Here is a 21843-nt window from a genome sequence, read left to right as displayed (position 1 = left end):
TTCTTCTATTTTTGCGGTGACAAATACAAGGTCCTCTCGCATGATTTACATCTTTCAAAAATCCACGGAACTCATTTACGTGGTAGGCAGCAAAGTCGAAATCACCCCTGATACAGAAAAAAAACTGGAATGGCTCTTATCCGGCGCCAAACTCCTCCCCGATCAAAGCATTCAGGGTTCATTTGTGGGACCACGAAAAGAGATGATCACTCCCTGGAGCACCAATGCGGTGGAAATTACCCAAAATGCGGGTATTCAGGGCCTTGAGCGCATAGAAGTATTCAGAGCAGACAAGGGGCAACTCTTTGACCCCATGCTCCAGCAGAAATACAAGCTGATAGATCAGGAAATCTTCACACTGAAAATCACTCCGGCGCCCATTCAGCACATAGAAGACCTGGAAGCTTATAACAAAAGTGAAGGACTTGCCCTGAGTCAGGAAGAAATTGATTTTCTCAAAGAAGTTTCTGAGGAAATCGGCAGAAACCTGACAGATTCGGAAGTATTTGGTTTCTCACAAGTCAACTCCGAACATTGCCGTCACAAGATTTTCAATGGCACCTTCATCATCGATGGTGATGAGCAGCCCATGACACTTTTTCAGTGGATCAAAAAAACCTCCAAGGATCACCCCGGACAGATCGTATCCGCCTACAAGGACAACGTGGCTTTTGTGAAAGGGCCCGTAGTAGAGCAATTTGCTCCCCGAACGCAAGACAAACCGGACTTTTTTGAAGTCAAAGACTTTGACTCCATCATTTCCCTAAAAGCCGAAACACACAATTTCCCTACCACAGTAGAGCCCTTCAACGGCGCAGCCACAGGCTCTGGTGGTGAAATCAGGGATCGTATGGCTGGTGGCATTGGTAGCTTTCCGCTGGCCGGATCTGCCGTATACATGACCTCATATTCCAGACTGGAAGAGGGAAGAAAATGGGAAGAAAAGGTCAATCCAAGGAAATGGCTTTACCAATCCCCAAAAGATATTTTGATCAAGGCCTCCAACGGGGCCAGTGATTATGGTAATAAGTTCGGTCAGCCACTCATCTGCGGGAGTGTACTCACTTTTGAGCATGAAGAAAACAACGAAACCATCGCATTCGACAAGGTCATCATGTTGGCTGGTGGTATTGGGTTCGCTAAGCTTAAAGATGGCATCAAGAAGAAAGTACAGAAAGATCAGACCGTGGTAATCCTCGGTGGAGACAACTACCGAATCGGGATGGGCGGAAGTGCGGTATCTTCTGTAGATACCGGGGCCTTTGATACATCGCTGGAACTCAACGCTGTACAGCGTTCGAATCCGGAAATGCAAAAAAGAGTAGCCAATGCTGTACGGGCTATGGCCGAGCTGGATGATAATCCTATTGTCTCTATCCACGATCACGGTGCCGGGGGACACCTCAACTGTTTGTCTGAACTGGTGGAAGATACCGGTGGGGATTTTAAACTCGAAAACTTCCCGGTGGGTGACCCTACTCTTTCTGAAAAAGAACTGATCGGCAATGAATCCCAGGAACGAATGGGATTGGTCATTGACCCTGATAAAGCGGAATACCTACGCAATGTGTCCCTGCGCGAAAGAGCACCATACTACGAAGTAGGCACTACTTCCGATAAAATGGAATTAAAATTCAGTCGTACCGGAGCCACTCAGGCCCCATTCGATCTGAAAATGAGTCACCTGTTTGGAGCATCTCCCAAGACCATCCTTACAGATAAGACCCAGGCAAAATCCTTTCCTGAAAAGGACTATGATGCTTCCAAGATTGAGGATTATATAGAAAAGGTATTGCAACTGGAAGCAGTGGCCTGCAAAGACTGGCTTACGAATAAAGTAGACCGCTCCGTGACTGGAAAAGTAGCCGTACAGCAAACAGTGGGTGCCGTGCAGGTACCCCTCAACAATGTGGCGGTCATGGCGCTGGATTACCTCAGCAACAAAGGCATTGCTACCTCTATTGGGCACGCTCCAGTACCCGCGCTGATCAATGCGGGTGCCGGATCACGGCTATCAATCACAGAATCGCTTACCAACCTCGTGTGGGCTCCGCTGACGCTGGGACTACCAGGAGTCTCTCTGAGTGCCAACTGGATGTGGCCAGCCAAAAACGATGGTGAGAATGCACGACTCTACCAGGCAGTCAAGGAAATGAGTGAATTTGCTACGGCACTTGGGGTAAACATCCCTACGGGTAAGGATTCCCTCTCCATGGCACAGAAGTATCCTGATGGTAAAAAGGTACTGGCTCCCGGCACCGTAATTGTGAGCTCGGTGGCTGAGGTAAGTAACCTCCGAAAGGTTGTAACTCCCAATCTCAAAGATGTTTCCGACAGCTCCCTGATCTATGTCCGTTTCAGCAACAAACCCATGGCCATTGGTGGTAGCAGCTTTGCACAAGCCAATGCCTTCATTGGAAATGAAGCACCCGATACGGATCCAGATACCGTAGTGAAAGCATTCAATGGCATTCAGGAGCTGATACAACAAAACCTCATTCTCGCTGGGCATGATGTCTCTGCCGGAGGACTGATCACAACCCTTCTGGAGATGAACTTCCCGAACACCTCGGGGGGTATGGCCATCAATCTGGACGAACTCACTGAAACTGACATTACCAAGCTGCTTTTCTCAGAAAACCCTGCGGTAGTCATTCAAACACAAAGACCGGATAATGTCCTGAACCTCCTGAAACTGCACGGGGTGGAGGCTACTGTCATCGGTATCACCACCAATAAGCGAACAATCAGTCTCAGGAAAGACGACTGGAATCTGGACTTGTCCATTGACCACCTCAGAGACATCTGGTTTAAAACTTCCCACCTCCTGGATCGTGAGCAGTCCGAACCTGGTCATGCAAACCTTAGGTTCAACAATTTCAAAGAGCAACCACTTGCTTACGAGTTTCCGGAAAACTACACAGGCACTTTTGCTAAATACGGCATAGATCCCAAGCGACGAACCTCCACCGGAGTTAAAGCAGCCATCATCAGAGAAAAGGGAGTCAACGGAGACCGTGAAATGGCCTATGCGCTTTACCTCGCGGGCTTTGATGTGAAGGATGTGCATATGACTGACCTCATCAGCGGCCGTGAAGACCTCAGTGAAGTAAATATGATTGTTTTTGTGGGTGGGTTCTCCAATTCTGATGTATTAGGCTCCGCCAAAGGATGGGCGGGATCATTCCTTTTTAATGAAAAGGCCAAGGCGGCTCTGGATGCATTCTATGCGCGCGAAGACACCCTCTCTCTTGGAGTTTGTAATGGTTGCCAGCTCATGATGGAGCTGGGCCTCATTTACCCCGAGATGGGTGAGCAGCATCCGAGAATGCATCACAACAGTTCCGGAAAATTTGAATCCGCATTCATCAATGTGGACGTACTGGATAACAACACCGTGATGTTTGGGTCCCTGAGCAACAGTAAGCTGGGCATCTGGCTCGCACACGGCGAAGGAAGGTTTATGCTCCCTGGTCAACCGGAGGATTACAACATCCCGGTGAAGTATACTTATGAGTCCTTCCCTGGCAATCCTAATGGAAGTGATTTTGCTACCGCGGCGGTGGCCTCAAATGACGGCAAACATGTCGCCATCATGCCCCACCTGGAGCGCTCCATTTTCCCCTGGAATTGGGCTCACAATGAAGAAATCAAAGACAATGAGGTGTCTATTTGGATAGAACCGTTTGTAAATGCACGGGACTGGATAAAAAACCTTTAATAATTGCATGGTGGCCTTTTGATTTTTAAAAAAGACTACTACTTTTGCAATCCGTTTTGGCCTATGGTGTAACTGGCAACACGTCTGATTTTGGTTCAGAAGAGTCTAGGTTCGAGCCCTAGTAGGCCAACAGATCCCGGTCCAACTTATATGGATCGGGATTATTTATTTAAACGACTGTCATGTCCTCAGTAAAAATTTTTGCAGGAAAAGGTACTACAGAACTAGCGAGCAGCATTGCCGAGCAGTATGGAAAACCTTTGGGTAACTCTACTTCGCAAAAATTCAGTGATGGCGAGCTGAACTTCAGCTTCAACGAATCCATCAGAGGAAGTGACCTGTTCCTGATCCAATCTACCACTCCCCCTTCTGACAACATCATTGAACTTTTGCTCATGATAGATGCTGCCAGACGTGCCAGTGCCAAATATGTAACTGTAGTGGTTCCTTATTTCGGATATGCACGACAGGACAGAAAGGATCGTCCACGTGTATCCATTGCAGCCAAAATGATGGCCAACCTACTGACAGCAGCAGGTGCCAACAGGCTGATGACCATGGATCTTCACGCCGGACAAATTCAGGGATTTTTTGACATTCCGGTGGATCACCTTGACGGATCTGCTATTTTCATTCCTTATATCAAAAGCCTGAATCTGGATAACCTGATTTTTGCTTCTCCTGATGTGGGCGGAACTGCCAGATCCAGAACGTTTGCCAAGTATTTTGAGGCCGACATGGTGGTATGTGATAAGCACAGAAAACGCGCCAACGAAATCGCCTCGATGCAGGTGATTGGTGATGTAGAAGGCAAAGATGTGGTTTTGGTAGACGACCTGGCTGATACCGCAGGCACCATTTGCAAGGCTGCAAATCTGCTGAAAGAGAAAGGTGCCACCACCGTGAGAGCGGTATGTACGCATCCAATCCTATCCGGAAAGGCTTATGAGAACATCGAGTCTTCTGAGCTGGAAGAACTGATCACTACAGACACCATTCCGCTCAAGCAGAAAAGTGACAAAATAAAAGTATTGACCGTCGCTGACCTATTTGCGAAAGCCATCAAGAAGGTTCACGACAATGAGTCAATAAGTGCATTATTCATTAAGTAACAAACAAACAATTTAAATACATATTTTATGAAAAGCGTTGAGATTATAGGGTATAAAAGAGCAAATCTTGGCAAGACCGAAGCTAAAAGATTAAGAGCTGAAGGAATGGTCCCTGGTGTACTTTACGGTGGTGAAGAGCAGATCCATTTTTACGCTCCGATGATTTTATTCAGAGAGCTTGTCTATACCGACGAAGCACATTTTATCAACTTGAATGTGGAAGGACAGATTTTTGAAGCTATTCTTCAAGACATCCAGTTCCACCCAGTAAGTGAAATGATTGTGCATGTGGACTTCCTGCAGTTGTTCAGAGGTACGAAAATCAAAATGAACATCCCTGTACACCCAGTTGGAACACCTCCTGGTATTCAGCAAGGTGGTAAGTTGATCAAGAAATTGAGATTCTTAACTGTAAAAGCATTGCCTAAGGACATGCCGGAGCACATCAACATTGATGTATCCAAATTGGGTCTTGGTAAGTCTGTAAAAGTTGGTGATGTTCCTACTGAAAACTTCGAAGTATTGAACAATCCGCTTGTGACCATCATGGGTATTGAAATCCCTAGAGCACTTAGAGGAAAGTCTCTTGAAGGTGAAGAAGAAGGTGAAGAAGGAGCAGAAGGTAGCGAAGAAGCTGCTGAAGCACCTGCTGAAGGATAATCCGAATTTTCATTGTAATAAACGAATCCTACCCCGAGCAATCAGGGTAGGATTTTTTATTTTAGCACACTTATGAAATACTTAATTGCCGGGCTGGGAAATATAGGCGCTGAATATGAGCTGACGCGTCATAACATCGGTTTTTTGATCCTGGACAGACTAGCCGATCGTGAAGGTCTGAAATTTGAGCATGACAGACATTCCTTCATCACCGAGCTTAAATACAAGGGCCGTAGCATCCACCTGATGAAGCCAACCACTTACATGAACCTGAGTGGGAAAGCAGTGAACTACTGGCTCACCCAACTCAAAATTCCCAAGGAGAATCTACTGGTGATTACAGACGATATTGCCCTCCCCTACGGGAAATTAAGACTTAAGGCCAAAGGGTCTGCCGGAGGTCATAACGGGCTCAAAAACATAGAGCAGATGATCGGCGGACAGGATTATCCCCGACTGAGATTTGGTGTAGGCGACGGGTTCGGCAAAGGCCAGCAGGTTGATTATGTACTCAGCCCTTTCAATAAGCAGGAAATGGACGAAATTGTCCTCAATATAGATTTGGCCATCGATGCCCTACTCTCCTTTTGTACCATAGGGCTGGAACGAACCATGAATCAATTTAACTAAACACAATGACTGACCACCTAACCTCTATTGGCATTCAAATCATACCCAAAAGCAAGGCACTGCACACTTATGACCTGGTAGATGAAGCCATAGCTGTGATTCAGGCAAGTGGCCTCAAGCATCAGATCACACCCTTCGAAACGGTAATGGAGGGAAAATACGAGGAAATAATGAAAGTATGCGACCAGGCTCAGAAGGCAGTACTGGCTGCCGGAGCAGAGGAATGCCTGGTATACTTCCGCATCCACTACAGAAAAGATGCTGATGTAACGTTTGAAGAAAAAAGGCTCGATCGATGAACTGTAACAGCACGCTCCATTGAGCCATTCCCATAAGAAAAAAGTCATTATCGTTGGAGGGGGAGCCGCTGGCTTTTTCACCGCCATCAACATTGCCGAAAAACACCCACACTATGAAGTGTTGGTCCTGGAAAAAACCAACAAACTCCTGAGCAAAGTCAAAGTATCAGGAGGGGGTCGGTGCAACGTAACCAATGCCCGGCAACAACCCTCCGAACTCACACCTTTTTACCCACGTGGGGGCAAAAAACTGTACACCGTCTTTAAGGAGTTTTCTACCGCCGACATGGTCAGGTGGCTTGGTGATCGGGGCGTAAAAACCCATACTGAAGCTGACCTGAGAATGTTTCCCACTTCCAATTCATCGCAAACGATCATAGACTGCTTCACAGGTGAAGCTGCCCGATTGGGCGTGAAGGTTATTCAAAACTGTGGGGTAAAGCACATAGAAGCGACCGAGCATCAATGGAGCCTTGTCACCTCTCAGGGACCAATGATTGCTGATAAGTTAATCATAGCAACCGGCAGTGCTCCTTCTGTCTGGGGATTTTTGAGCCAACTGGGGTTGGACCTGGTACCCCCCGTACCTTCGCTTTTTACCTTCAACATTAAAGATCTACGCATTTCCGGACTGATGGGCACTTCCTTTTCCGAAGTAAACATTCGGATCACGGGCACTAAGCTGGAAGAAGCTGGCCCTATGCTCATCACACACTGGGGACTGAGCGGACCTGCTGTGCTGAAACTCTCAGCATGGGGTGCCCGTGAACTGGCTGAGAAGAATTATCACTTCCATATTCTTGTTAACTACCTGGGCAAAGAATCCAACGCCGAAGTGCGACAGTGGTTCGATCAACAAAAACAAGATCATCCCAAGCGAAAGGTGCTCAACTACCCTCCCGGCGAGCTGACCAGACGATTCTGGGAACAACTCTGTAAGTACTGCGAAATCGCTGAGGAAGATAACTTTGGAGAAATCACCAAGAAGCAGGTCAATAAACTCACGGAAGAACTTACCCAAGGTCTCTATGAGGTCAAAGGAAAAAGCACTTTCAAGGAAGAGTTTGTCACCAGTGGCGGGGTGGCATTATCAGAGGTAGACCTCAAAACCTTCGAAGCTCGAAACTTTCCAAACCTCTACCTTGCTGGTGAAGTATTGGACATAGATGCCCTCACAGGCGGCTTCAATTTCCAGGCCTGCTGGAGTGCCGGGTGGGTAATCTCTGAGCATATATAGCTTCCAAGACTATCTTTTGAGAAACTACCAACCAACCGAAGGCACACACCCCCGATTGGTTGTGAATCAATTATTTTACCTCCAGCACCACTACTGAAAATGGTGGCAGACTGACCGTAAGGATTCCGTCCTTCACTTTAAAGTCCTTGAAGTCCTTCGGGGTAATTTTATCCGGGTTATCAAAAGTATTGTGGTCCTGCAGTGAAGCTGACGACAGGATTGACCCTCGGACGGTCTTCGCTTCATCTCCATGAATTTTCACCTCGGTGCTGTGGGCCTTTTTAGCATCAATATTCACGAGTGAAATATGCATAACCCCCTGATCATCCCTGGAAGCTGACACAGACAAGGCGGGAAGCTTCTTCCCGTCCAATTCGTAATCCGGGGTATCTATACTCAAGGGCAGTAATGTGGCATCCTGATGCACATTGTAAAGTTTCATCACATGGTAAGTAGGTGTCAGAATCATCTTCTCTTCATCCGTGAGGATTACTGCCTGTAGCACGTTCACCGCCTGTGCAATGTTGGCCATTTTCACCCGCTCCGCATGATTGTTGAAAATATTGAGGACAGCCCCTGCGATCATGGCATCCCGCATGGTATTTTGCTGGTAAAGTACTCCTTTATCCGCATCGCCATCATACCATCCTCCCCACTCATCTACAAAAAGGGCTACTTTCTTTTCAGGATCATACTTATCCATGATCGTTGAATGGCGAGTCACAAACTCCTCCATTTTCAATGATTCTTCCATGGTTTTAAAGTACTGAGCCTCAGAGAAACCCACATCAGGCCCTTTCTCACTCCAGTCCAATACAGAGTAATGGTGAAGTGCCACGGCTTCCATCAACTGATGAGGTACATTCTTCATGAGTGTTTCCGTCCAGTGATAATCATTGCCGGAGGCACCAGAGGCTATTCGCTCTATCTTGGCAGACCCGGACCAGCCTGGCATGAAGGTGGCGTATTGCCGGTAGATATTGGCATAATACTCTGCGGTCATATTACCCCCACAGCCCCACGTCTCGTTGCCTACCCCCCAATATTTAACCGCCCAGGGTTTCTCCCGTCCGTTGGCTCTGCGCCAATCCGCCATCGGACTCACTCCGTCATGATTGGTATACTGTACCCAATCGATCACCTCCTGCACCGTACCGCTACCCACATTGGCTGATAAATAAGGCTCGGCACCAAGCACCTCACACAAATTCAAAAAGTTATGGGTACCAAAACTATTGTCTTCTGTTGCACCGCCCCACCACCTGTTCACGATGGTAGGCCGCTCGCTCTGTGGTCCTACCCCATCCTTCCAGTGGTAGGTATCGGCAAAGCAACCACCTGGCCAGCGCAGGTTAGGTACTTTCAAATCCTTAAGCGCCTGGATGATATCATTTCTCACACCATCTGTATGAGGAATCGCCTGATTGTCGGCCCCTACGTAAAATCCCCCGTATATACATCTGCCGAGGTGCTCTGCAAAATGTCCGTAAATATGTCTGCTGATCTGATGCTCACCCTGATCGGCATTGATGATGACAGACGCGTTCTGAGCCATCACCAGATGTGATAAACCTAGCGCCAGAAGTAGTGTGGCAATTCTCTGCATTTTCATAAAAGTATATTAAGTGTTGATTATACACTTTAAAGTTAATCAAAATTATCTCCCTTCCAATTTCGCTTTTCTTCAAACCATTTAAAATATAATGATCTCTTATCCGTCTATAAGCCCAGGTCAAAACCAACTAACATGAAAGTAGCCATCATCATTACCGATACTCAGGTTGTCAGATTCTCCCATTTGGTCGCTTTGGAGCTGGATGAACGCCTTGCGGGGCTGGGCCTGAACACATCCATTCTGGATTTAGCTGATCCTTCGTATGAGCTCAACGAACTGGCCAGCTATGACTATTATCTTTTGGTTGGAAACCACGCTGGCCCTCTCTATAATCACGAAACCCACAGGCTGCTCACCAACCACCGGGCGCTCTGGAGAAACAAGAAAATGGCTACCGTGATGGTCTCCAGCGAACGAATTTTGGCCGAATCAGCCGATGAGCAGCTTCGAACTGTACTCAAAAGTCTTAGTGCCAATTTGCTTCCTGAGGGCCTTATGGTGATGGAGCCGGAAAAGAAATTTGATGAGTCATTCAATTTGATTGATAGCGTCCTAAATTTAGCCATGTATCGGTTTCTTTTTCTTCTCGTCTACGGCACAGAAGCTAAAAATGGTGATAACCGAATGAGTGCCTGATACGATGAAGCCCGCCGCCATTTCCATGAGTCAAAAAAATGAACATATCGAAAGAACGGTAAACACTTACCGTGGAAAGCTCCTGAATTTCATCAGGAAGTTTGTCTCTGGAAGTGATGATGCAGAGGACGTGCTGCAGGATGTGTTCTACCAGTTGGTGGTGGGGTATGACCGCATAGAATCACTCGATCAGATCTCTGGATGGCTTTTTAGGGTGGCACGAAACAAGGCCACAGACAATCACCGAAAAATGAGGCCTATGGCCTTTTCTCAAATGAATCTCGCACAAGATAGTGATGAAACCCCATTGATGCTGGAGGATATATTACCCGATACCAGCAATCTACCTGACCGGGAACTACTGGGGGAAATGATCTGGGCCAAAATAGAAGAGTTACTGGCGCAAATGCCCTCAAAGCAACGTGAGGTCTTTATATGGCACGAGTTTGAGCAGAAAAGTTTTAAGGAAATGGCGGAAGAAACCGGAGAGACCATCAATACTATGATCTCCAGAAAACGGTACGCCATTCTCGCCCTCAGGGAAGGCCTGGCGGATTTATATAATGATTTGATAAACGACTAATGGATATGAGACGATTTTGGTTTTTAAAAATAGCAGGAATGATTCTGGTGTTTTTCACGGCGGCAAGCGCCCTGGTAATGGTGCTCTGGAACTGGCTAATGCCGGCAATCTTTGGGTTGGTAGCCATCACTTTCTGGCAGGCAGCAGGCATACTACTACTCTCCAAAATAATATTTGGGTTTGGGAAAGGTGGTAAACACGGCCATCAGCATAGCACGCCATGGAAGCATTGGCAGCACAAATGGCACAACATGCCCGAAGATCAGCGCGAAAAATGGAAACAAAAGTTTGCAGATAAGTGGTGCACCGGAAGACATGAAACAGAAACACCCGAATTTAAGAAAGAGGCCGAATAGGCCTTTTTTTTGTACTACAATAGCATACCACCCAGTCCTCCATATCTCCACTCACAAAAAGGTAAGCTTGCCCGGTCAAAACTTTCACTAATTTAGGAGTCATAAACAAATCCGAATATGACCAGAATCCTAATTCCCCTCCTCATTTTCTCATTTTTCATTTGCCAGGCACAGGACGACTGGGATGTCACCAGTCCCGTGGCACCCTTCCAGGAAACAACCATCACCGTGGAAGAAGGCACATGGATGAACCTGGATGTGAGCCCGGACGGAAAAACCATCGTGTTCGACCTCCTGGGAGATATCTATTCCATGCCCATTTCCGGTGGCAATGCCACCCCGCTTCGGACAGGCCATGCCTATGAGGTACAACCCAGGTACAGCCCCGATGGTAAGAAAATCTCCTTCACCAGTGATGCTGGCGGGGGCGACAACATCTGGGTGATGGATGCAGACGGCCAGAACGCCACGCAAATCACCAGGGAAGATTTCAGGCTCCTCAATAATGCCGTATGGACACCCGACGGGCAATACCTGATCGCCAGGAAACACTTCACCTCACAGCGATCTTTGGGAGCGGGAGAAATGTGGCTGTATCACATCACCGGTGGGTCGGGTATTCAGCTCACTACCCGCAAAAACGATCAACAGGATGCTGGCGAACCATGGGTATCCGGCAATTACCTCTACTACAGTGAAGATGTTTATCCTGGTGGGTATTTTCAATACAACAAAGACCCCAACAGTCAAATCTATGTGATCAAGCGATATGACCGGACTACCGGCAAAACAGAAACAGTGATTGGCGGACCAGGTGGAGCTGTACGCCCACAGATCTCTCCTGATGGCTCCAAACTGGCCTTTGTGCGCAGGGTGCGCACGAAATCCGTCCTGTACATTCATGATCTGGCCACAGGCATTCAAAAGCCCGTGTACGATGAGCTGACTAAGGATCAGCAGGAAGCCTGGGCCATTTTCGGGGTGTACCCCAACTTTAACTGGCTGCCGGACAACCGAACCATTGTTCTTTATGCAAAAGGGAAAATCAGAAAGGTGAACACACTGACAGGTGAATCCACGATCATCCCATTTAAAGCTTCCGCCACACATCGCATTACCGATGCGCCTATTTTCAAGCAAAACCCGGCACCTGAGTCATTCCGCTCCCACGTGATCCGAAATGCCACCACTTCTCCTGATGGCAAACTTCTGGCTTTCAATGCCGCCGGACACCTCTATACCATGAAACTCCCGAATGGAAAGCCTAAACGCTTGACCACAAGTACAGATTTTGAGTATGAGCCTGCTTTTTCTCCGGACTCCAAGAGCATTGTGTACGTCAGTTGGGCGGATGAGCGCAAAGGTGCCATCCATAAAATACCTGCGACCGGAGGTACCCCTACCCGCCTGACATCAGAAAAAGGCATCTATCGTACCCCTTCATTTTCCAAGGATGGAAAGACCCTGGTATTTCGAAAAGATGAAGGCGATGGTACACTTGGGCATGCCTATACCGTAAAACCTGGTATCTACACCATGCCAGTGGCGGGTGGCACGCCTACATTTATCTGCGAAGATGGTGAAAACCCCGTCTTCAACAGTAAAGGAGACCGGGTGTATCTGCAAACCGGAGGTTATCTCTTTGGGAGTCTGGATAAGTCTTACAAAAGTGTGAACCTCAAAGGAGAAGATGAAAAAGTTCATTTTCATTCCAAGTATGCCAACCAATACACCATCAGTCCTGATGGAAAATGGTTAGCCTTTGGGGAACTCTATGATGTATTTGTGATGCCATTTTCAGACCATGGTCAAACCTTTGAGTTGACGGGCAGTACCAAGGCCTTACCCGTAACAAAGGTGGCCGAGGATGCAGGAATCAACCTTCATTGGTCAGCAGATGGTGAGTCCCTACAGTGGACGCTTGGGAATAAATATCATGCTGTAAACGTCAGAGATTGCTTCACATTTCTGGAAGGCTCCCCTGATAGTATTGGGGACATTCCCAAAACCACAGTCGAGATAGAACTCGCGCTGAAAACGGATATTCCATCGGGCAGCATTGCACTCTCCGGAGGTAAAGTTATCACTATGAATGGTGAAGAAATCATCGAGAATGGAGTCGTGCTGGTACAGGGCAACAGGATTGTGGCAGTGGGGAATCAAGGAGAATTAGAAATCCCGGCAGACGCCAAAATCATAGATGTTTCTGGTAAGGTGATTATGCCAGGTCTCATAGACACACACGCTCACCTGCGCGCATTCAGGTATGGAATCAGCCCACAAAAGGAATGGTCTTATTATGCCAATCTCGCTTTTGGGATCACCGCCACGCATGACCCCTCCTCCAACTCCGAGACCTCCATGTCTCAGTCCGAGATGGTTCGGGCCGGATTAATGGTTGGCCCAAGAATCTTCTCCACGGGCACCATTCTTTATGGAGCTGATGGTGACTTCAAGGCCGTGATCAATAAATATGAAGACGCTCAAAGTGCTATTGCACGAACCAAAGCCTACGGTACTTTCAGTGTCAAGAGCTATAATCAGCCCCGCAGAGAGCAGCGCCAAATGATCATCAAAGCCGCACATGAAAATGAGATCATGGTTTACCCCGAGGGTGGTTCTACCTTCTTTCATAATATGACCATGATCCTGGATGGCCACACCAGTGTAGAGCACAATATTCCAGTTGCTCCGCTTTATCAGGACGTTATTGAGCTTTGGTCGGCAAGTAAAACCAGCAACACTCCGACGCTCATAGTGAACTATGGCGGCCTGAACGGGGAGTATTACTGGTATCAGAAAACCAATGTGTGGGAGAATGATAAACTAATGAAATATACTCCAAGAGCGATCATTGACAGCAGATCCAGACACAGGACCATGGCACCGGATGAGGAGTATGAAAATGGCCACATACTGGTCTCACAATCCTGCAAAGCACTGGTGGATGCCGGGGTGAAGGTATGTGTAGGTGGACATGGTCAGCTGCAGGGACTGGGAGTACACTGGGAAATGTGGAACCTGGCTCAGGGTGGCATGACCAACCACGAAGTACTCAGGGCCGCTACCCTCCATGGGGCAGAATACATTGAGATGGGTGAAGACTTAGGGTCCATTGAAGTGGGGAAACTTGCGGATATCATCATATTGGATGAAGATCCTCTCACCCACATTCGCAACTCAGAATCGGTCAGATATACTATGATCAATGGCAGGTTGTATGACACCAATACCATGGACGAGATAGGCCATCAACCAAAGAAAAGAAGCCAATTCTACTGGGAAATGGACAGCTACAACGACAACTTCCCGTGGCATGAGGAAAGTCATAGCTTCCAGGGCTTGCACTGCAGCTGCCAGCACTAGACATGTAGTAACCGAAGCTAGTTGCCAGAGATAGTTCAACTCAGAGCAGGCCCTTTCAAAATACTTTTGAAAGGGCCTGCCGTTTTATAGCCAACTACCTGTGATTGAACCTCTTCTATGTCCCGGTTCCACCATCAGGCGAACCCATTTCAAATAATTTCCTTAGGACTGTAATAATTAGAGAATAACGTCCTGATTTCACAAATCGGATATATTTTTGCAATCCCGACCAATATTTACACATCCAACAACTCGACGAAATTGTTATGCCCTTCAACGGGTTTATAGTGCCTTGTACCTGAAATACAAGGTGACAAAAGGAATTAATTGCTAGTATTAATGCATTGACCTCCTTATGTGGATGAATACTGAATGAAAGATAGCACAAACCATATCACACTCGATATCCTCAATAACCTTCCCGGGTTAGTTGTGCGCTATCAGCTCCACTCAGATCATACTGATGAAATTGTATTCGCCAATGAGGCGGCATCCCTCCTATTTGACGCTAAAGTGGGACTGGTAGATGCCACTACCTTTTGGGAAAAGGTTCATCCCGAGGATTCGGAACCCATGCACCAATCCTTTTTTTGTTCCGCTGAAAAACTCACTCAATGGGAGTTCGAATGGCGGGTAAAGACCAACACTGGCTCAATTATTTGGTTATGGGGCACTGGCAACCCATCACGGCAAAAAGATGGAAGTACGGTTTGGGACTGCATGATCTCTGATATTACGTCAAGAAAGGTTCTTTCGGAAACCAGTAAGTCCTTGACGGCCGATCATGCCCTGCGTGAAGACTCGGAGCGCCTATTATCGTTATTGAACAATAACACCGAAGAAAGCTTTGTGCTGCTCAACAAGGACCTGCGCGTAATAAACTACAATGAGCAATTCTTAAAAAAATTTGGTGCCTACCTGGGGAAAGTCATCAGAAAAGGCGACTTGATTCTCGATCATGTAACATCAGAGCAAAGAAAACCTCTGGAAGAATTGTACTCAAGAGTACTTCAAGGCCAGGAGGAATCCAAAGAATTCTCCATTTCCGTTGATGAAGAGTTATTGCATTTTCAAATCAAGTATAAACCTGTCAATGATGAAAAAGGGAGGATTACGGGCGTGTTTGTCACTACCGCAGACATTACCGATCGAAAGCGCGCTGAAGAACAATTAGCCCTGAACAACAGCCTCTTCCGATCTCTTGTGGAAAATGGCGCTGATGCTGTGATCATCATAGGCCCTGATGGCATACCTACCTACGCCTCGCCTTCTATCACCAAAGTACTGGGATATACGGAAGCCGAAGCATTATCCCTGAATCTGTTTGAAATGGTTCATCCCGATGACGTGGGAGGAGTGGCGGAAAAAATGGCTGAAGTAATGGCCAACCCAGGAGTGACCATACCAGGTCATACCTCCCGCACCCGACATAAGGACGGATCCTGGCGCTGGATGGAAGCGACCATTACCAATATGTTGCATGATCCGATCATTAATGGGATTGTAGACAACTTCCGGGATGTCACCGAACAAAAGGAACTTCAGGATTTGCTCAAAAACGCCAGTGAACTCGCCAAAATTGGAAGCTGGGAGGTTGATTTGGTTAAAAACTCTGTGTACTGGTCTGATATTACCAAGAAAATCAGGGAAGTGGAGCCCGATTTCGAGCCGGATCTTGATACCGGGATCAGCTATTTTAAGGAAGGCGATAGAGAGATCATAGCAAGCCGTGTAAAAGAGTGCATCGAAAATGGGACTCCGTGGGACGAAGAATTACAGATCACCACATTCAAAGGAAATTCCAAATGGGTCAGAACCATAGGGAGAGCAGAGTTTTCTCAGGGAAAATGTATCAGAATATATGGCAGTTTTCAGGACATCCATGATACGAAGATTGCCCAACTAGACCTACTGAAGTTTAAGCAGGTAATCGAAAATTCACGAGATGGGATTGCTCTGGCCAACCCACAGGGGAAGAGTATTTATTTAAACCCCGCTATGGAGGAAACTTTGGGCTATACAATTGAAAGCCTGCAAAAAGCCAAAGGTTCTGTTGCGGTCTATTCCGACCCCCAAAAACTCGAAGAGGTTTTTTCCACACTACTCTCGGGAGGGTATTGGAAAGGAGATGTTGAACTCCTCAATAAACACAAGGAGCCCGTCAGTTTTTACTTAAGCGGCGGGCCTATATTTGATCACACCGGTCAGCTTATAGCCATTTATGGCATCCATACTGATATCACCGATCGGATTAGAGCTGAGCAAAACCTCAAAAAGGCGTTTGATGAAAAAAACCAGATCCTCGAGAGTATCGGTGATGCTTTTTTCACCACGGACAGAAATTTCACTGTGACCTACTGGAACGGCATAGCAGAAGCCCTCTCACAAACCCCACGTGAAAAAATTGTGGGAAAGAATCTCTGGGAAGTCTTTCCCGAGGGCTTGTCCATGCAATCTTTTGAAAAATACCATTACGCCCTGAGTGAAATGGTCACTGTGAATTTTGAAGATTACTATGAATCCTTGGGTAAATGGATTGAGGCCAGTGCCTACCCCTCTGAGCAGGGACTTACTGTTTATTTCAAAGACGTAACGGAAAGAAACAAAGCACGGGAAGCCATCCATCAATCGAATGACCGCTTCAAAAAAGTGTCTGAAGCCACTAATGATGCCATTTGGGATTGGGACGTGATCAATGACACGCTTTTCTGGGGGGAGGGTTTCAAAACACTTTTCGGTCACGAAATGAGAGAAAATCAGTCCAGCACGTTTCTCTGGAGCAAGTACATTCACCCCGACGACCTGGATGATGTACTGGCCAGCCTCTTCGATGTGTTGGAAAACAACACCACCAAAAAATGGGAAAAAGAATATCGATACCTGCGATCAGACGGAAGCTATGCTTTTGTAGTAGACAGAGGCATAGTGATAAGAGATGGTGAAGGAAAAGCCATCAGGATGGTGGGTGCAATGAGCGACATCACGCATCGTAAGGAATACGAGCAGTCCCTCAAAATTCTCAACGAAAACCTGGAAAAGCAGGCCAAAGATCTGGCCACTTCCAATGCGGAGCTGGAGCAATTTGCCTATGTGGCCTCACATGACCTACAGGAACCCTTACGAATGGTCACCAGCTTCCTTACCAGGCTAGAAAGCAAGTATGCTACAGAATTAGATGAAAAAGCCCATCAGTATATTCATTTCGCCGTGGATGGCGCCAAAAGAATGCGCCAGATTATTTTGGACTTGCTCCAGTTTTCCAGGGTGGGGCGCCACGAAGACGATCTGGAACTGATTGAAGTACAAGAAATTGTCGCAGAAGTGGTCACGCTGCAAAAGAAGATTATCGAAGAGAAGCAAGCCAATATTTCCATAGGCGATCTCCCAACACTACGTACTTTTCGATCTCCACTTCTTCAGATATTTCACAACCTGATCAGCAATGCACTCAAGTACACCCAGGAAGGACGGCCCGCTTTTATTAGTATCACCTGCTACTCCACCAAGGCCTATTGGCAGTTTTCAGTTGAAGACAATGGCATTGGTATAGAGCCGGAATATTATGACAAAATATTTATTATTTTTCAGCGGCTCCATCAAAAGGAAGAGTATGGAGGCACAGGTATTGGTCTGGCAGTAGTCAAAAAACTCATCGATAATATGGGTGGAAAAATATGGGTTGAATCTATCCCCGGAGAAGGAAGTAGTTTTCATTTTAACCTGCCTAAATGATATGTTGAGCTATGAGAAAATCCTCGGTCGGCTAGTCACAGTTCCCAAACAAATGGGGTGGGCATTCTTTATTCTACTTCTTTGCCTTACTCAGATTATAGCTTTCAGGATCTATAACATGGAGAAAGCTGCCGAACTACACATTACAGAGCGGGAAGCTATTTTTCTCAAGGGCCAGCTCGAAGGATCACTCAACCACAGTATCACCGCTACCAAGGTATTGGCCTATCTGGTGGAAAAAGATCTGCTGAGCGATAATTTTGATTCGATTTGTAAAAATCTGCTCAGTCAAAACCCCTTCATTGATGCCCTACAGCTGGTGAAAGGTGACACCATCATCAATACCTATCCCCTGGCTGGCAATGAAGCCACTATAGGCTATAATGTTGGCAACAATTCTGCCCATAGGGAAGAGGTCGAACAGGCAAAGCTGAGGGGTGAATTATATTTTGAAGGACCCATCAATCTCATCCAGGGAGGTAAGGGAATCGTAGGCAGGGTACCTATCTCCAGAGACGGAGTGTTCTGGGGGTTTTCTGCCGTGATTATCCGACATGAGACACTCATAAGAGCCCTCAATATAGACCCCACAGGAATGAATGATCAATTCGTCTATCAACTGATAAAAATCAATACAGATGGTAAGGAATCCAATCCATATTTTCAGCATGATCAAACCATTGATAGTGGTATCTACAGTGAAGTAACAGTCCCCATTGGAAACTGGATCATATTGGTGAAAATGAAACAGCCGCAATACTGGGTAAATGCTGTGACTTTTTCCTTGTTGGGGATACTCCTTTCTGCTCTACTGGGGGTATTCAGTTGGTTTTTGGCCGTTCAGCCCATGCGACTAAGAGCACTTGTGGCCATGAAAACCAAAGATCTCAATACCGCCAACAGAACTCTCCAGAAAAAAGCCAAGGAGCTGGAATTCTCCAACAGCGAGCTAGAGCAGTTTGCATATGTAGCGTCACATGACCTGCAGGAGCCCTTGAGAATGATTACTGGTTTTCTCAATCAACTTGAGAAAAAGTACCTTAATCAGCTGGATGAAAAGGCCCTGAAATACATTCACTTCGCCAAAGATGGAGCCATACGCATGAAACATATCATTCTGGATCTGCTGGAATTCTCTCGTGTGGGAATACTTGAGGACGCGCTTGAGCAGGTAGATACCCGCCAAATGGTCAATGAGGTGTGCATGCTGGAAAAACGAAATATTGAAGGCAAGAATGCCAAAATAAACATCCAGAATTTACCTGTCATTGAATTCTATCAGGTTCCCTTTTTACGAATCCTCAGGAATCTTGTAGGAAATGCGCTTAGATACAACAAGCCCGACACATCCCCGATCATCACCATCTCCTCTACCACTCATGATGATTACTGGGAGTTTTCGGTTTCTGATAACGGTTTAGGTATTTCAGAAGAACACTTTGATAAAATATTTGTACTTTTCCACCAGGTAGACCCGGGTCTTGGGGGTTCGGGTATGGGATTAGCCATTACCAAAAAATTAGTTGAAAACCTGGGTGGTGAAATTTGGGTAGAAGCGGAATTGGGTGTAGGCAGCACCTTTTATTTCACCATTCCGAAGATGAGAACTCCAACCAATAAAAACCTATGAGGAAACCAGTGCACATATTGTTAGTAGAAGACAACGAAGGGGATATATTACTAACCACTGAGGCACTGGAAGAAAGCGAAATTGCAAATAAAATAAGTGTAGTACGAAACGGAAAGGAGGCGCTCGACTGGGTATTTAAGCGCCATCAACACGAAAATTCAGAAGCACCAGACCTTATTCTTTTGGATGTCAATCTTCCGCTGAAAAACGGTCATGAGGTACTCCAAGCCATTAAAAGTGATGATACTGTCAAACATATTCCTGTGATCATGCTGACCACATCATCGTCTGAAAAAGACGTACACTTGTCCTATCAATATGCGGCCAACTGCTACATCACCAAACCAGTAGAAGTAAGCGACTTCCTCAACGCTATTTCCACCCTTTGTCGCTTTTGGATCAAGGTTGTTACACTCCCAAAAAGTAAGATCTAATGGCTAAGGATAAGAAGAAACTCATAGTTCTTGTGGTAGAGGATAATGACGGTGACTACTTTTTAGTAGAGGATTTCCTGCAGGACATGATTCTCGCTCCTGAGATTCATAGGGCGGTCAACTTCAAAGAAGCCAAATCATTTTTGTCTGAAGATCATCACGAGGTTCACGCCATTCTCCTCGACCTTTCGCTACCTGATAAGACAGGAGAACAGCTCTTACGGGAGATACTTGTCATCTCAAAAGGAATTCCGCTCATCATTCTTACCGGGTTCTCAGGTGAAGGATTTGCCATCAAATCACTTGCTCTTGGTGCATCTGACTACCTCCTCAAAGATGATCTCAACGCTACCATTCTCTACAAAAGCATTGTCTATTCCATTGAACGGGCTAAAAACCAGATCTCTTTAAAAGAGTCTGAGCTTCGATATGCGGAGTTGTTTCATCTAAGCCCTCAGCCCATGTGGGTCTATGACATTCACACACTTAAATTCATCCAGGTAAACAAGGCCGCCTGTGATCACTATGGATACACCACTGATGAGTTCCTTGCCATGACCATCAAGGACATCCGACCTCCTGAAGAAGTTCCTATGTTGGAGAGAACTGTACTCAGACGAGATGTACTCCTTCCCTACAAAGGGGTATTCAGGCATACTAAGAAAAACGGTGAAGTGATAACAGTGGAAATAAAAAGTGACATCCTGACGCACAATGGAAATAACGTACGCCTGGTACTGGTCAATGATATTTCTGATAAAAAGAAAGCTCAGGAGGAACTGCTTACCATCGCTCATCAGGTGGAAGATCGGGAGCGTACCCGCATTTCCATAGATCTGCACGACGGGCTCCAGCAAACCCTGGTCACTTCCTACATGCATTTTGAGTCCATAAAAACTGCCCTTGATCAACTTGACACGGAGGCTTCAGAAAGGTTCGTCAAAGGTATGGAAGTGCTCAATGAGGGGATAGAGCAAGTGAGAACTATTGCTCACGAGTTGATGCCCGCCAAGATAGAAAAAGAAGGCTATGTAGCAGCCATTACTCAGCTGCTGGACCAGATTGAGGGCTCTATCCAGTTCAAATTTGTGCAGAATCTGGGTGGAAAGCGGCTACCGTCTAATATCTCCCTGATCTTGTTTAGAATCAGTCAGGAAGCCATCAACAACATTATCAAGCACTCCAGGGCCACCATGGCCACCATGGCGTTGGAACTAGAAGGAAGCATTGTCAGACTCTCTGTAGTAGACAATGGCGTGGGATTCAGCATCGATAACCTGGCAAAAGACCATTCCATCTTTGGACTGAAGGCTATCGGGTCACGTATTCACTCACTGGGTGGGCTATTTGAACTAGACTCCGAAATTGGACGGGGAACCAGTCTGACTATCGAAATTCCTATTCACTAGCTCACACCCTCGATTTCAGTATAGTTTGAGATTAGGAGAATCCTGAATCAAGCGCAATTCCTATGGGGGGATTGCATTAAAGATGGATGGTGAAGTTGTGATCTGATACCTTATATACCTCAATCTAGTTGATTGGCCACTTACCCTTCATTTTCTTTGCTTGCCCCGGGCCGCGTAGGCAAAGAAAAACAATCGGTGGTCCTACAGAAGGGCACCAACCTGGCCGGTCGCACGCAAAAAATCATTTTGGCTCATCGTATTTGTGTCTTTTTTAGGAATTTTATTGGAGTCAAAATGATTCACTCTTGCCTTGGATGCCCCGCCCGCCTGAGCGTTTCTAAATTCACAGTCCATTAATCGGTTTTACAAAATATAACTACATAGAGTTATCCGACGCTAATGTTGCTTGATCCATTATTTGAA

General features: G+C 46.4%; 15 protein-coding genes and 1 tRNA gene. 15 read left to right on the top strand and 1 reads right to left on the bottom strand.

Going from position 1 to position 21843, the window contains the following annotated elements; genetic code table 11:
- Positions 1-40 precede the first annotated feature (40 nt).
- The 7 genes from purL to ACHKAR_RS00570 all read left to right on the top strand — a co-directional run bounded on the left by purL (position 41) and on the right by ACHKAR_RS00570 (position 7659).
- Complete coding sequence (gene purL, locus ACHKAR_RS00600) at positions 41-3721, top strand: phosphoribosylformylglycinamidine synthase (protein WP_395415749.1); 3681 nt, start codon at positions 41-43, stop codon at positions 3719-3721.
- 57 nt (positions 3722-3778) lie between these two features.
- Positions 3779-3851: transfer RNA gene (locus ACHKAR_RS00595), tRNA-Gln, on the top strand.
- A gap of 52 nt (positions 3852-3903) precedes the next feature.
- The gene (locus ACHKAR_RS00590) at positions 3904-4833 is read left to right on the top strand and encodes a ribose-phosphate pyrophosphokinase (protein ID WP_159580497.1); all 930 of its coding nucleotides are present in this window, start codon (positions 3904-3906) and stop codon (positions 4831-4833) included.
- A 27-nt stretch (positions 4834-4860) separates the two neighbouring features.
- Entirely contained in the window at positions 4861-5493 is a 633-nt protein-coding gene (locus tag ACHKAR_RS00585) for a 50S ribosomal protein L25/general stress protein Ctc (RefSeq protein WP_159580499.1), read from the top strand.
- 72 nt (positions 5494-5565) lie between these two features.
- Positions 5566-6123 carry an aminoacyl-tRNA hydrolase gene (pth, locus tag ACHKAR_RS00580; protein WP_395415748.1) on the top strand — a complete coding sequence of 186 codons (558 nt, stop codon included), beginning with the start codon at positions 5566-5568 and terminating at the stop codon, positions 6121-6123.
- 5 nt (positions 6124-6128) lie between these two features.
- Positions 6129-6422, top strand: coding sequence for a thiamine-binding protein (locus tag ACHKAR_RS00575; RefSeq protein ID WP_159580503.1), 294 nt, complete (start codon positions 6129-6131; stop codon positions 6420-6422).
- 19 nt (positions 6423-6441) lie between these two features.
- Positions 6442-7659, top strand: a complete 1218-nt coding sequence (locus tag ACHKAR_RS00570) for a BaiN/RdsA family NAD(P)/FAD-dependent oxidoreductase (protein ID WP_395415747.1) — start codon at positions 6442-6444, stop codon at positions 7657-7659.
- A 70-nt stretch (positions 7660-7729) separates the two neighbouring features.
- On the opposite strand, the gene ACHKAR_RS00565 is transcribed toward ACHKAR_RS00570, so the two are convergent.
- On the bottom strand, positions 7730-9265 hold the full coding sequence (locus ACHKAR_RS00565) for an alpha-N-arabinofuranosidase (protein WP_395415789.1): 1536 nt from the start codon (positions 9263-9265) through the stop codon (positions 7730-7732).
- Between the two features lie 141 nt (positions 9266-9406).
- On the opposite strand from ACHKAR_RS00565, the gene ACHKAR_RS00560 reads away from it, so the two are divergent.
- From ACHKAR_RS00560 to ACHKAR_RS00525, 8 genes are all read left to right on the top strand, one after another.
- Entirely contained in the window at positions 9407-9910 is a 504-nt protein-coding gene (locus ACHKAR_RS00560; RefSeq protein ID WP_395415746.1) for an NADPH-dependent FMN reductase, read from the top strand.
- 25 nt (positions 9911-9935) lie between these two features.
- Positions 9936-10493 (top strand): RNA polymerase sigma factor, encoded by a 558-nt coding sequence (locus tag ACHKAR_RS00555; protein ID WP_395415745.1) that lies wholly within the window; start codon positions 9936-9938, stop codon positions 10491-10493.
- A gap of 5 nt (positions 10494-10498) precedes the next feature.
- Complete coding sequence (locus ACHKAR_RS00550; RefSeq protein ID WP_395415744.1) at positions 10499-10849, top strand: hypothetical protein; 351 nt, start codon at positions 10499-10501, stop codon at positions 10847-10849.
- Positions 10850-10966: 117 nt separating this feature from the next.
- Positions 10967-14215: an amidohydrolase family protein gene (locus tag ACHKAR_RS00545; RefSeq protein WP_395415743.1), complete on the top strand. Its 3249-nt coding sequence runs from the start codon at positions 10967-10969 to the stop codon at positions 14213-14215.
- A 372-nt stretch (positions 14216-14587) separates the two neighbouring features.
- On the top strand, positions 14588-17947 hold the full coding sequence (locus tag ACHKAR_RS00540) for a PAS domain S-box protein (RefSeq protein WP_395415742.1): 3360 nt from the start codon (positions 14588-14590) through the stop codon (positions 17945-17947).
- Positions 17948-18065: 118 nt separating this feature from the next.
- Entirely contained in the window at positions 18066-19577 is a 1512-nt protein-coding gene (locus tag ACHKAR_RS00535; RefSeq protein ID WP_395415741.1) for an ATP-binding protein, read from the top strand.
- Positions 19574-20011, top strand: coding sequence for a response regulator (locus ACHKAR_RS00530; protein ID WP_395415740.1), 438 nt, complete (start codon positions 19574-19576; stop codon positions 20009-20011). The genes ACHKAR_RS00535 and ACHKAR_RS00530 overlap by 4 nt, the downstream gene beginning before the upstream one ends.
- Positions 20011-21420 (top strand): PAS domain S-box protein, encoded by a 1410-nt coding sequence (locus ACHKAR_RS00525; RefSeq protein WP_395415739.1) that lies wholly within the window; start codon positions 20011-20013, stop codon positions 21418-21420. Before ACHKAR_RS00530 ends, ACHKAR_RS00525 begins: the two co-directional genes overlap by 1 nt.
- Positions 21421-21843 lie beyond the last annotated feature (423 nt).

It is taken from the genome of Marinoscillum luteum (genome assembly GCF_044005705.1).
Lineage (GTDB): Bacteria > Bacteroidota > Bacteroidia > Cytophagales > Cyclobacteriaceae > Marinoscillum > Marinoscillum luteum.
The sequence above is the reverse complement of the archived record's forward strand: the minus strand, read 5'-3'. Positions and strand labels throughout refer to the sequence as shown.